Below are 13,486 nucleotides of genomic sequence, written 5' to 3' on the forward strand. Positions count from 1 at the left end.
CGAATCTGGGAGGTTGAAGTTTCTTCTAAAATTTGTGGCTCGCCACGACAGGAGTACGCGGCACTGTATCGGTTTTTGGGCGGTGTCAGTCAAAAACTGTCTGTTGATTGTACCAGGCTTTAGTTGCCGATCGAGCGTGATCTCCTCCCGGTTGCCCAAAGCAAGCTTCCAAAGCCGGCGGACTAGGGATTTGAACCGTGCTGTCATAGAATAGTGGAATGACGCGAGCCTGTGACTGAGCTGCGGGCGAGCAAAAAGGTCGATCGAGAGTCTGGATTTTCCTGACAGTTGCCAACAAATGTTCATACTTGACGGCACACAATTTTGGGGTTTAAAAAAGAACTCAAGCAAAAAGATCGACAGCGCAGGGTAAACATCAAAAGTCTTGCACTCCCAGACTTGAACCAGTCGGGAATGCCAGCGTTGCCAGCTCCCCAAGCCCGTACAATTAATTGTGCGATTTGGCTTTTGCGAGTTTAGGCAACAGTTGGCATAGAAGGTGAAACTCTACAGCGGGAGAATGTCGCGAGTTTCGCGGTTTCAGGTTGTGGACTCGTAGCGCTGCCAACTCGCCCGCCGCTTGCCGCGATCCCTTTCGTCAATTCCCAATTGTACGATCGTCAGCATCAGCGCGTGAACGATCGCGGAAACTCAAGTCAATCTTTGGGCCAGCACACAGTCTTTCCGATCTCAGACAACGGTTTTAAAGAGGATAGTTTAGCTGCATGCAGGGAAATTTGAGTGAAATTGACATCCGCAGCATCCTGCAATTGATTGAGTTAGGTCAGCGCACCGGAGAACTGTTCGTAGAAGCCTACAGTTCCACCGCCAGCAACACGGGTACTCAACCCCCCCCGCGCTCCCTTGCAGGACAATCCTGGTATGTCTTCTGCTTCAACGGTCAGATTATTTACGCTACCCAGAGTGCGGGCAGTTTGTTGCGCTTGCGCGACTACCTGCGCCGCTACAAAGCAGACACAGCCCTCGACAAAATCCAAGTTCCTTATATGGCATCTACCAATGCCCCAGAATACGGCTATCTGTGGGCCCTGCTAGAAAACCACATCCTCACCCCAGCTCAAGGGCGCAACATCATCCACAGCATGGTTCACGAAACCCTGTTTGACTTGCTCAGCCTTCATCAAGGTTCCTTCACTTTTGAAATGGGGTCAGCATTAGCTCCTCAACTGACCAGCTTAGAAATTAGCCCCCTCCTAGCGAAGATTGTCAAACAGGTGCAGCAGTGGAAACAGTTTCACCCTCACATTCAGTCGCCAAACCAATGTCCGGTTATTTCAGATCCAACCGAGCTACGAGTCGCCCTCCCAGCCAGTACCTTTAATACTCTCAGGCGCTGGGCCGACGGTCACACTTCGATCCGCCAAATGGCACGCTACCTCAACAGAGATGTGCTGACTGTCGCTAAGGCGATTTACCCCTTCGTGCAGCAGGGATTGGTGCAAGTATTTTACGAGCCATCTGTTGCGCCGGCAAACGACAGAAGAGAATGGCCGCCGCATCCAGAAAACAAGGTTAAGAGAGTTGTCTGCATTGACGATGACAATGTGATTCGCAAAACAGTCGAGTCAATTTTAAACGAACACGGTTACGAAGCTACTGCCATCGGCAATCCCCTGCAAGCCCTGAGTTTGGTTTTTCAACTCAAACCCGATTTAATTCTGTGCGACATCGCCATGCCGGAACTCGACGGCTACGAAGTTTGCGCTATGCTCCGCAATTCTACCGCTTTCCGGCAAACGCCGATCGTCATGCTCACAGGCATCGACGGATTTATCGATCGCGTTAAAGCCCGCATGGCCGGAGCTACAGACTTCTACACCAAACCTTTTGGCGAAAGCGAATTATTAATGTTGGTAGAAAAATATGTGGGCCCGGGCTATCCTTCATCGAATCTATCAACAAGATTATTAGATCGCTCGCTCGAAGATGAACTCAAAGAAAAATAGACGTTGCTGATTTACGGTAAGGGTGCTGTTGGACTCGAAGTCGATGGAAGAAAGCAATAATCTTTTCACAGATCGCCTAAAAAAACCACTTGAATTAAACTGGATGAATCAATTGTCTGACAGGATGTATCAAAACGCTTTGATTAACCTCAAGGATGCTTTGACTCAGTATCGTTTTGGGCGATCGAGCGATTCAACTGTTGCCGATCGGCGAAACGGTCAATCCGGCGCGCTATATTTGTCAAATCGAAAAATTGTGTCCCATCCGAAAAACACAAGAATCGTCTCGCAAAAAGCCTGTAAAAAGCTAGCGAAAAACCTGCCCCACAAGGACGATCGCAGAAGTATAATTAAGATTGCCACACTTGGGACGTTCGACCTTGACGAACCTTTAAACTGTAGTTTGGTTTCCCAGACTTTTACCGTCAAAAAAAAAGCTGGTCGTTGGTTGGTTTCATTCTGCGATGCCGAAAGTTTACCATTCCCCAACCCCAAAAATCGGTAGGTAGGTATTAATGTAAGCGTTAAAACCTTCGTCACCGAAAACGCAATCGAAGAAAGCAAAGCCGAGGGGTCAAATAATGACGCTTTTGATGGAGAAAAATCGCTGTTTCCTTTGAACCAATTTGTCAGCCAATTAAGCCTAAAAAGCCAGATGTTCTCAAGCGGATTATCGCTCAAGCAAAGCATATCCTGAAAAATGCAGCAGCAGTTAATTCAACTCGGTGGGCATTATTTAATCGGCTGAAAGAAACTGGATTGCGTGTTTCAACTGGTTCTGGTGGATTAACCAAGTTTAATCGGACTCGACTGGGATTCCCTAAATCTAACTGGATTGATGCTGCTGGCGTCGGTCAAATAGAGTCTTTAGAAGTGGTGAATAATCGATCGCACCCTAAATTATTATTGAGAGCGCGCATTTATTGCCAAAAACGAGCAGCAGGATAGCCATTCACCCCTTGGCTGTGTCAAGCTTGGCATTGTCAAGTTTTGACCGTCGAAGTTTCCACAGTGCCTTCTCAAGGCGCTAAACGTTAAAAATTTGCTAGAAATGCAGGTGTCAGAATTATGATTAGTGGCAGCTCAGACTTTATATTACCAGGACAAAGCATAGATCAGGCTCCAGAATTCCAAGAACTGGAAACTCCCGAAGGCGAGCTGCACCTGCGGTTCTACGTTCCTTCGGGGAACGAGTTCGCACTGCCGGCGATCGGGATTAGAGAGGTATTATCTCCCTCCCCAGACCGCATGACACCTATCCCTAACGTTTCTTCTCTGCTTTTAGGTACGCTAAACATGAGAGGACGAGTGATTTGGGTGGCGGATCTCGGTCAGTTTTTGGGAGACCAAACACCTCTCAACACAGACAGACCCGAAATTCCCATCGTGGCTGTGGAAGACCAAGACACGATTTTGGGGCTCGCAGTCGATCGCATTGTGGGGATGGACTGGCTCGACGTAGAGCAACTGCACTCCCAAAACAATGCACCAGACGGCATGATTCCATTTCTGAGGGGAGAATGGATGTTAGGCCCACAAGCTCAAACAGTGCTGCGACTGCTAGATCAAGTGAAAATTCTGCGATCGGCGCGGTGGGCAGCGTGAAATCGATTTTAGATTGGCGATTGGCGATAGGGGTCTAATCATTAACAGTCACAGGACTTGAGGCGCGCATCTAAACATTCAAGATAAAAATCTAAAATCTAAAATCTAAAATCTAAAATCAAAAGAGGGCGGCAAATGGCAACAAGTACCAACTTTCAGCAGGACTACCAACGGGCAGAAGCGGCCTACATGGAGGGCAACTATTCAGAAGCTGCGGCCCTAGTTTATCAATTAGTAGAAGATTTTCCCGAAGACCCCAGCGCTCGCCTGCTGTGCGGACACATCTACTGCTACGGACTGCAACAGTACGAGGTAGCACGGGAACAGTACACGGTGGTGTTAGGTCTCAGCGACGACCCCAGTTTGGTCGAACACGCTCACAGCGGAATTACCTACACAGACCAATTTTTATCGGGAGAACTGCACACGGAAAATTTAGAGGCTTTGTCGGCTCAAACAGAATTGGAATTCTACCCAGACTTATCTGTTGATGAAGGCTTAGAAGACCCGGATCTGGGACTTTTTGGTGGAAATTCTGTCGCCGGGGAGCCCTATGTCGGTCAATTGGCAGACGACGACCTAGAAAACCTGGACTTGGCCGACTTGGGCATGAGCGGCTTGGAGTGGGAACCACAAGATGCCACGAGCAGGGACAATCAAGAAGATTTAACCTCGCATTCTCACCCCTTTGGTAGCGATAGCGGCGGGATGGCAGCTTATGCTGATGCGTCGGAGCCGCTAGACATGGATCGGTTTGCCGATTCTGATTTTGAAGACCCTTTTGCCTTGGATGAGGGAGCGTTTGATGCTGGTGACTTGTCTGGGGACAAAGCGTCTGCTAAAAGCGCACCTTATTCAGGAGATGCGTTTTCAGAAGCTCCGACTCAACTCAACGGTCAAGGTTTCGCTTCTTCAGAAATCGAGAATTCTTTTGACTCTAACGACATCGACTCCCGCACCGGGCCGTCGGACAATTTTAGCGAACCTTTTGGTGCGCTAGATTTGCCAGACGAACTCGACGATTTCTCTGACTACGACTACCAAACCCCGCCGACAAGCGGCTCGGATCTCGGTCAAAATCTACCTCCTTCGGCGACAGCGGCAGACCCCTTTGCCGATCCGATACCTTCGGGTTTCGGGTCTTCGGGAGCTCAAAACCAGCCGAATACTAACAACTCGGACTACTCGTCAAACTATTCGCTGGCGGAAGACGAAACGCTGCTGATGGGAGGTGCTGTCCCTAATTCTCACAGTCAAAGATCGAGCCAGGGACAATTTAATTCGGTCGATCGCTCTTCCTCTAACAACAACGGTTACGGCGACTCGGAACCCCCGGCATTTGGTTCGATCGACAGCTTCGAGTTAGACGCTTTTGATGACGACGCTTTCAGCGATGCTTTTTCTTTCGACGACAGCGAGCAAGCGACAGCTTTCGGGGCGGGCAACGCTCCCAACAGCGACTGGTCGTCAAAAACTGGGAATTCTCCAGAAAACAGCGACTTTTTAGACGAATTTGACGAGTTTGACGATTTGGGCAATTTGCCGGACTTTGACATCTCAGAAGATGCCAGCAGTTCGATGCTGACTCGAGGTAACACCAATTTTGGCAACTCGACGAGCGGCATGATCGGCTCGACGGGCAGCCTGGACTTTGACAACAGCGACGGCTCGGCAATTCGAGACGACGAGATGTTTACCATTTCTGGTCCTGTTGGTGCGTCGGTGTCGAGTTTTGCTGCGACAGAATCTGAAGCGCTGGATACTTCGGTGACTGTAGAACAGGGGGGATTGGCTTTCTTGGAAAATGCTCCTTTGTTTACAAAACAGTTGTACACGGCGATCGGGGCCGGACTGGTTTCTCTGGTAGCTGTGGCTTTCGTTACTAACATTGCTTCCTATCAAGCTCTGCGGCAAGACAAGCCGGAGGCGATCGTATACCTGCGACAAACAGGCTGGGTAATGACCGCAGCCGCAGGTATTACCAGCTTTTTAACTTCTTGGGGCATCGGCCAGTTGATCGCCAAGCAGGTGCGTAAATCCTCGGACAATTTGCAAGCTCAGTTCGATGCTGTATCTCAAGGAACTTTGGACGCTCGCGCTACGATTTATTCGGAGGATGAGTTTGGCAGAATGGCTGCTAAATTCAACCACATGGCGAAGGTGATCCAAACCACGATTAGCGATACCAGGCGCAAGTCTGACGAGCAGGAACAGGCAAAGGAAGATTTGCAGCGCCAGGTGATTCGCTTGCTAGATGACGTGGAAGGAGCGGCGCGGGGCGATTTGACTGTGACTGCGGAAGTGACGGCAGACGTTTTGGGCGCTGTTGCTGACTCGTTTAACTTGACGATTCAAAATTTGCGCGAAATTGTCCATCAAGTGAAGCAGGCGGCTCGCGAGGTCAGCAAGGGCGCTACGGATAGTGCCAAGTTTGCGGGCGATTTGTCTTCTGACGCGCTGCGGCAGGCTGAAGAACAGGCGGCGACGCTCAATTCGGTGCAAGTCCTCACCGACGCGATTCAGCGGGTTGCAGAGAGCGCTAGGGAGGCGGAAGAAGTGGCCCGGGGCGCGGCGGCGACGGCTCTCAAAGGTGGCGAGGCTGTAGAACGGACGGTGGCCGGGATTTTGGACATTCGAGAAACGGTTGCAGAAACCACGCGAAAAGTCAAGCGGTTGGCGGAAGCTTCTCAAGAAATTTCTAAGATTGTGGGTTTGATTGCGGCGATCGCCTCTCGGACGAATTTGTTGGCTCTCAACGCTAGTATTGAGGCGGCGAGAGCTGGGGAATCGGGTAGGGGTTTTGCGATCGTGGCGGATGAGGTGCGACAGTTGGCAGATCGATCGGCTAAGTCTTTGAAAGAAATTGAGCAGATCGTGATGCAAATTCAAAGTGAAACCGGCGCGGTAATGACGGCGATGGAAGAAGGGACGCAGCAGGTTATTGAGGGGACAAAGTTGGCCGAGCAGGCGAAGCGATCGCTTGAAGATATCATTCAAGTGACTAATCGAATTGACGTGTTAGTGCGATCGATTACAGCGGACACTGTAGAACAGAATGAAACAGCTCGCTCCGTCGCCAGTGTGATGCAGGCCGTGGAATTAACCGCTCAGGAAACATCCCAGGAAGCGCAGCGAGTTTCCGGTGCTTTGCAAAATTTGGTAGGCGTTGCTCGCGACCTTTTGACATCGGTGGAAAGGTTCCGAGTAGAAACGACAGAAAGACAATAATTGATTGTTTGATGCTTTTTTTACTTGCTAATTTATCAGCAGGTTTCTGCAGAAACAATGAAAGACAAAAAGTAACCTCGCAGCATTAAAAGCGCTGCGGGGATACCTATCCAGCACCTAAATAAACTAGGAGTTGTACAAATGGACGATACATAGTAGAGGTGATTACTGGCATATTTGGTGAAATTCAGCCGATGGGCTGTATTATCTCTACTCTTTCAAAAAATAGCAGGAGTTATACCGACAAAAGATATAAAATTGAGGGTGAAGAGAAACGTTTACAATACACCGTTTAGTATTAGCAAATAGCTTGGATCGTCCGACGATTAAAGCAGAATACTTTTTTCGCCATAGTGGTGATGTCCGTAACTGCATTAATTCTAATCATTTATGGAAAGTTTCTCGATTAGAAAAATCTCAAAATAGGTTTAAAAAAGGAAGGATTAAAGATGTAAGAAGCACATCTGCACCTCAACCTCAAAAACTACCGCGAGGCATAGAAATAATTCCTGGTATTCGGACTCAAATACAGCAAAATGGCTGCATGATTTGTATCTTGGGTGAAGTACCCACACCAACCGCTAGCCGGTATGGTGTATGTGTCCCAAGGGAGCATCTCAGTTTTGCAAAAAGCATTTTTTTTATTGTAGTGCGAGCACATCAAGAGCTCGCGTCTTGTACTCGCGAGCGGGGACGCTCGCACTATAAATGCAAAACTGAGATGCTCCCAGTAACGCTCTCTTGAGAGTTAACCTCTACTGTCGCTGGAGAAATCCTGCCTCAGCAAGTCGGCTCGTAGATTAAAGAATCTCCGTGCGTTTACGCCGGAGAGTGTCAATTAATCTAACAGAATATTTACGCAGTGTGCAGATATTTTCCGGTTGCGAAGCAAAATGGTCAACATCCCAACCTCGATCGACCAGGCTTTCATCCCACCCCAAATTGAAAATTATGAAGTGGGGATTCACGCGCCCGCTAGCTAAAATAGACCCAATACAATAACGATTAAAATCAGGAATAAAACTATGCTGCCAGAACAACAACAGAGGATAATGGGCTATTTTATTGAGGAGGCAAAAGACCATCTCAATACGATCGAACAAGGTTTGCTGAATCTGCAGGCGACGATCGAAGACCCAGAACTGGTTAACGAAGTATTTAGGGCCGCTCACTCTGTTAAGGGAGGTGCGGCAATGCTGGGGCTGACGAGCATTCAGCAAACATCTCACCGATTAGAGGATAGTTTTAAGGTTTTAAAAGAGTGCAGCGTTAAGGTAGACCAACAGCTAGAATCTCTGTTCCTGCGAATTTTTGATACGTTGCAAGGGTTGTTGGAGCAACTTTCGGGGCCTTTTGGGCTGACGGAAGAGATGGGCGAACAGATGGTTCGAGAGTTGGAGCCGGTGTTTGATGAACTCAACGGACATTTGGGGGGACTTGTCGGACACTCGGGACGGGATGTAGATCAGAGCAGTCCGCTGTCGTTACCTCAACCGGTTCTGGCTGGGATGGGGGCGGGGGCGTTTGGCTCAAAGAGGGGTATGGCGGGTTCGGGGGCGGTTTACGACTTTGATTCGACAGAAACAGAAGACAGTGCGCTGCATTTGGTGTTTGACTCGGATGTGCCCGCGAGGATGCGGGAAATGCTGCAGGAGTTCAAACAGCCGGAGGGGAATGAAAGCAGGCGGCAGCTCAAGAATATTTGTCGGAATTTGAGAATGGCGGGGGAGGAATTTGAGCTTCCCGGCTGGATCGAGTTGATGGCTGTGGTATCTGAGGCGATCGCCAATCCAGAAAATACTTACCGGATTTTGGCTCCCACTGTGATTAAGGATATCAAACAAGCGCAGGAGTTGGTGCTTTCGGGATTGTCTGAGTCGATCGCGCCTAGCGAAAAACTTCTGTCGCTGATGCCCGAGGCTCGGGTTCCCGAAACCGATTTTGAGGATTTGCTGGCCTTCGCTCAACCGAGTAGTGCCGGCGGAAATTGGATCTCTGCTGAAGATGCCGCTTGGAAGCGGGCTGGGTTAGGCGATTCTGGTTCGGACGAACAATTACTACCGACGGTTTCTGGGTTGAATATAGATGAGTTGTTCGATCAATTGGATACTACCGAAGGCAATGATGTCAGTGAGGGTCGATCGCTGCAGTTCGATGATTTTCAAGGGTTCCTAGAGTCAGATATAGAGACTGATTCTTTGAGAATTTCTGCTCGCAGCGGCCCTGAAGTGGGGGTGGCGGAACTCAATACTTTGGCTGATTTGTTTAATGGCGAGTCTCCAGATCTTGAGGGTGCTTGGGAAGAAGAAGAAGATTTGGATTACGCGCACTCGAATGGGATCGCAGTAGAGGGACTGCTGGGGTCGGATGATGATGATGATGATGACAATTCGGGCGATTTTACTGATTTGTTGTTTGATGAACAGACTGTGGAAGATTTGGAAGTTGATAGCGAAAATCTGATGGACGATCTTAACAGTTTGTTTGGGGAAGATTTGATGTCGGCCGAGTCTGACGGTTCTGGAGTCGCTGCGGGTGAGGAAAATGCAGATTTGAGGCAGGGGCTGGCTTCCAAGCAGTTTGCCGCAAGTGGAGAAAGCGGTTTGGGTCAGCGGAAGCAGAGGGCCAAGAAAGCTGGGGCGCTGGCAGATGAGGATGCTTTGGGTACGTTTTTGGATGAGGTGGCTGCTCAATCTTCTCTGGATGTTACCGGGGACACTGATTTGGATGATTTGTTTGGTAATTTGGGTGTTTCGGAGGAGGCGGGCTTGGTTGCGATATCGAACAGGGATGCTTTTGATGCTGAGGTTTTTGATGCTGGGTCGATCGAGTCTGCTGTCGGCGGTGACGATGATTCGGGGAATGCTGAAACGTTTGGTCTAGTTTCTTCTCTGGATGATTTTGATGTTCTGGCTTCGGGGGCTTCGGATTCCGATTTGACAGATTTGTTGAGTATCAGTTCTGGTTATTTGGATTCTGAAGGTGAAGGTGGAGACAGTGAGGACGATCGATTTATGAGCAATGCAGCCGTACCGCAAAATGAAAACGTTGAGAGTGTTCTGGATCTAACTTCAAGTTCTGATTTAGATGTTTCTGAGGATGGAAATTGGCTGGAAGATGTTTTCGGTGTGGATGATGAATCTTTGCAGCCGGCAAGCTTAGATATGGGCGATACGGATTTGGATGCGCTGTTTGGTTCGATGGAGGAAGACTTGATTTCTGGGGACGATGATGATGGGCTCGATCGCTCTGCTGGTACGGTTACTTCCCAGGAGGCGGCGGATTTGGCAGATCTTTTTGGTTCGGTACCTACGGGTACTGAGTATGACGGGGAGGCTTCGGGGTTGGTTGGCGAAGAATTGCAGAGTTTAGATGAAGATGCAGAATTGCTGAGTGGGGATGGGGAAGCTTCCTCTAGTAATGGGGCGATCGAGTTTTTCGACGCTGCTGTGGCCCCGGACGATCGGGATTTGGCCGATTTGGCAGAGGTTGATTTTGAGGCGATGTCGGATAATTTCCCTCAAAATGTTTCAAGTTTCGAGCCTGATGGGGATAGCACTTTTGATTTGTTGGAGGATATGTTTGGCGAACAGCTTTTGAGCCCGGCGGATGCTGGTTTGTCCGTCGCAGATGAGGAGGATGCTTTAGATTTACAGGAGTTGTCGGCCGGGCCAGCAGATAGTTTGTTGGATGCTACGGATACAGATTTGTTTGCTCTACCTGAAACTTTCGCAGATGAAGAGTCTGGCGGTGGAGATGATTTGTTTGAGGCTCTGGAAAGGGATTTTGGGGGTACGGATTTTGAGCCTCTGTCGCCAGATTATGTCTCGGCTATGTTTGATGGCGATGATGATTTGCTGGCGGCTTTGGAAACAGGGGCGACTCTGAATACTCAGGAGTTGGAGGGTTTTGATGATTTGTTGGATTCGATCGATGCAGGGCCTTTGGTGACTTCGGAACTGACATCTGGGTTGTGGGATGCTGAGGACGAATCGGATCTTGTGGATGCCTCGGATTTGGAAGAGGGCTCGCTGGCGGACTTTTTTGGCGGCAATGAATCCGACGACGGTGAGGACGATGAAGACAATTTTGATGATTTAGAAGCGCTGTTGATTGCAGGGGGTGCTACGGCTGCAGCTTCAGCATCTGGGGGAAAAAATTTGAGTCCGGTCAACACGGAGGTTTTCTCAGATCTTGAGGAATTGCTCAGCGAGAGTGCAACACTTGCAGAAATTCCCGATTCCTTGGCAAGTTCTGGAAGTGTTGCTGCGTCCAATTCCCATCAAGCCAGCGATGACGAGTTTGGCGATTTGGAAAAATTGCTGCAAGATTCCAAGGACGGGGGCGGCCGCCAAGGGGAAGGCAATATTGTGCCGTCGGCGATTAACAGACCCAGACGTACTGCTCGGGCTGGTGGGTTCGGCGACCACACGATGCGGGTGCCGGTGAAGCAACTGGACAACCTCAGCAATTTGATGGGGGAACTGGTGGTCAACCGCAACAGTTTGGAGCAGGATCAAGAACGGATGCGGCAGTTTTTGGACAATTTGCTGCACCAGGTGACGCTGCTGAGCGATGTGAGCCAGCGGACTCAGGATTTCTACGAGCGGAGTCTTTTGGAGATTGCTTTGCTAGCAAACCGTCAGGGACACCGAGCTTCCTCGTCGCCTTGGCGCTCGGAGGAGGTTACTAACCACCGGGAAGGTGCCTGGAAACCGGAGGAAATGGACAGGTTTACTCCTTTCCACAGTTTGGCTCAGGAGATTATTGAGCTGATCGTGCGGGTGCGGGAGTCGGCGGCGGATATTGAGTTTTTGGTGGATGAGGCGGATCAGGTGACTCGCCAATTGCGACAAGTCACGACTCAGTTGCAAGAAGGTTTGACTCGGGCCCGGATGAAGCCGTTTGCTGAGACGACGGACAGGTTGTTCCGGGCGGTGCGGGAAATTGCGATTAAGTGCGGTAAGCAAGCTCAGTTGCAGGTTGAGGGTAAGGATATTTTGATCGACAAGATGATTGTAGATCAGCTTTATGACCCGATGACTCATTTGGTGAACAATGCGATTACTCACGGGATTGAGCCGCCGGAGGTGCGTTTGGCGGCGGGGAAACCGGGGATGGGCAGGATTACGATTCGGGCTTTTCACCAAGGAAATCAAACGGTGATTTCGGTTTCTGATGATGGGGCGGGAATTGACCCGCAAAAGGTGAAGGCTAAGGCGATTAAGCAGGGTTTGTTGACGGCTGCTCAGGCTCAGAGAATGTCGCGCTCGGAGGTGTACGATTTGCTGTTTATGCCTGGTTTTAGCACTCAGGAACAGGCGACGGAGTATGCCGGCCGCGGGGTTGGGATGGATGTGGTGCGGACTTCTTTGCAGGAGATTCGAGGGGTTGTGGCGATCGATTCGACGATCGGCAAGGGAACTGTATTCACCATCCGTTTACCTCTGGTGTTGAGTATTTCTAAGGCTCTGACTTGCATTAGCGATCGGGCTCGGATTGCTTTTCCGATGGATGGGGTGGAGGACATGATCGATGTGCCTCGGGATCAGGTGACGACGGGGGCGGATGGTTTACCCTGCATTGAGTGGCGGGGTTCGATTTTGCCGTTCCGGCCGCTGCGGGATTTGCTAGCTTACAACCGCCATTTGGGCCGGGGCAGTGTTTACGGGTTTAATACTGACGATGACATGATTTCGGTGATCGTGCTGCGGTCGGGTGGCAATTTCTTGGCGGTGCAGGTGGATCAGGTTTCAACTGAACAGGAAATTGTGATCAAGCAGTTGGAGGGGCCTGTGCCGAAGCCGATCGGGATTGCGGGTGCTACGGTACTTGGTGATGGTCGGATTGTGGCAATTGCCGATGTTCTGGAGCTGATCGATTTGGCTACCGGCAGGCTGCAGAAGGAAGCTGGCGGTACGCTTTGGGATGAGAGCGATCGGGCGGCTGCGGAGGCGGAGGTTGAGAAGACTGAGCCTACTGTGCTGATTGTGGATGATTCGATTACGGTGCGATCGCTCTTGTCGATTACTTTTGAGAAAGCCGGCTACCGGGTTGAGGAGGCTCGCGACGGTAAGGAGGCTTGGGAAAAGATGAAGTCTGGCCTGCCTTGCGATATCGTGTTTTGCGATATTGAGATGCCGCGCATGGACGGTTTGGAGCTGCTTTCTCGGATGCAGAAGGATACGGTTTTGTGCGAATTGCCGATCGCGATGTTAACTTCTCGCGGTGCTGACAGACACCGCCAAATGGCTTACGGTTTGGGCGCGAAGGGCTATTTCACCAAGCCTTATTTGGAGGAACAGTTGCTTGATGCTGCTTCTCGGATGTTGAAGGGTGAGGTTGTTGGTGCTCCGGCTATGGCTTAGGCGGTTGATGTTTGAAAATATATGAGTCCTGTGGGGGCTAAACTCTCACAGGACTTATATTACATCCGGTCAATTACCAGCAATCAAACCAATTTTATTGTTGATCGCCCGCGATCTCGATCGCACTGCACAATGCTACGACGATCAATGTGCCAGTTTTGTAGAAATCCTCGAAGTTATCACAGTTTTGGGCAGAGAATTTGAAACTGCTGTAAATAGAGCTGCTACGCATTTAAATTGAATCTAGAGACTGGCATCCTGCCCGTTCCACAATAATTGTAGAAAAATCGACTGTCAAATTAGATGCACAACAGCTTA

6 protein-coding genes and 1 pseudogene are annotated in these 13,486 nt (G+C 49.9%); 6 read left to right on the forward strand and 1 reads right to left on the reverse strand.

Going from position 1 to position 13,486, the window contains the following annotated elements; genetic code table 11:
- Positions 1 to 85: 85 nt before the first annotated feature.
- On the reverse strand, positions 86 to 295 hold the full coding sequence (locus QT998_RS04505; RefSeq protein ID WP_333088459.1) for a hypothetical protein: 210 nt from the start codon (positions 293 to 295) through the stop codon (positions 86 to 88).
- Positions 296 to 725: 430 nt separating this feature from the next.
- On the opposite strand from QT998_RS04505, the gene QT998_RS04510 reads away from it, so the two are divergent.
- From QT998_RS04510 to QT998_RS04530, 6 genes and pseudogenes are all read left to right on the forward strand, one after another.
- Entirely contained in the window at positions 726 to 1,967 is a 1,242-nt protein-coding gene (locus tag QT998_RS04510) for a response regulator (RefSeq protein ID WP_333088458.1), read from the forward strand.
- A 103-nt stretch (positions 1,968 to 2,070) separates the two neighbouring features.
- Positions 2,071 to 2,472, forward strand: coding sequence for a hypothetical protein (locus tag QT998_RS04515; RefSeq protein ID WP_333088456.1), 402 nt, complete (start codon positions 2,071 to 2,073; stop codon positions 2,470 to 2,472).
- A 140-nt stretch (positions 2,473 to 2,612) separates the two neighbouring features.
- Positions 2,613 to 2,855: pseudogene (locus tag QT998_RS27400) on the forward strand (RNA-guided endonuclease IscB); the annotation flags it as partial.
- Positions 2,856 to 3,038: 183 nt separating this feature from the next.
- The gene (locus QT998_RS04520) at positions 3,039 to 3,572 is read left to right on the forward strand and encodes a chemotaxis protein CheW (protein WP_333088822.1); all 534 of its coding nucleotides are present in this window, start codon (positions 3,039 to 3,041) and stop codon (positions 3,570 to 3,572) included.
- A gap of 135 nt (positions 3,573 to 3,707) precedes the next feature.
- A complete protein-coding gene (locus QT998_RS04525) occupies positions 3,708 to 6,800 on the forward strand; it encodes a methyl-accepting chemotaxis protein (protein WP_333088453.1) in 3,093 nt (1,030 codons plus the stop codon).
- Positions 6,801 to 7,825: 1,025 nt separating this feature from the next.
- Positions 7,826 to 13,168, forward strand: coding sequence for a hybrid sensor histidine kinase/response regulator (locus tag QT998_RS04530; protein ID WP_333116290.1), 5,343 nt, complete (start codon positions 7,826 to 7,828; stop codon positions 13,166 to 13,168).
- Positions 13,169 to 13,486: the final 318 nt, after the last annotated feature.

It is taken from the genome of Microcoleus sp. S1D4 (assembly GCF_036700765.1).
Lineage (GTDB): Bacteria > Cyanobacteriota > Cyanobacteriia > Cyanobacteriales > Microcoleaceae > Microcoleus.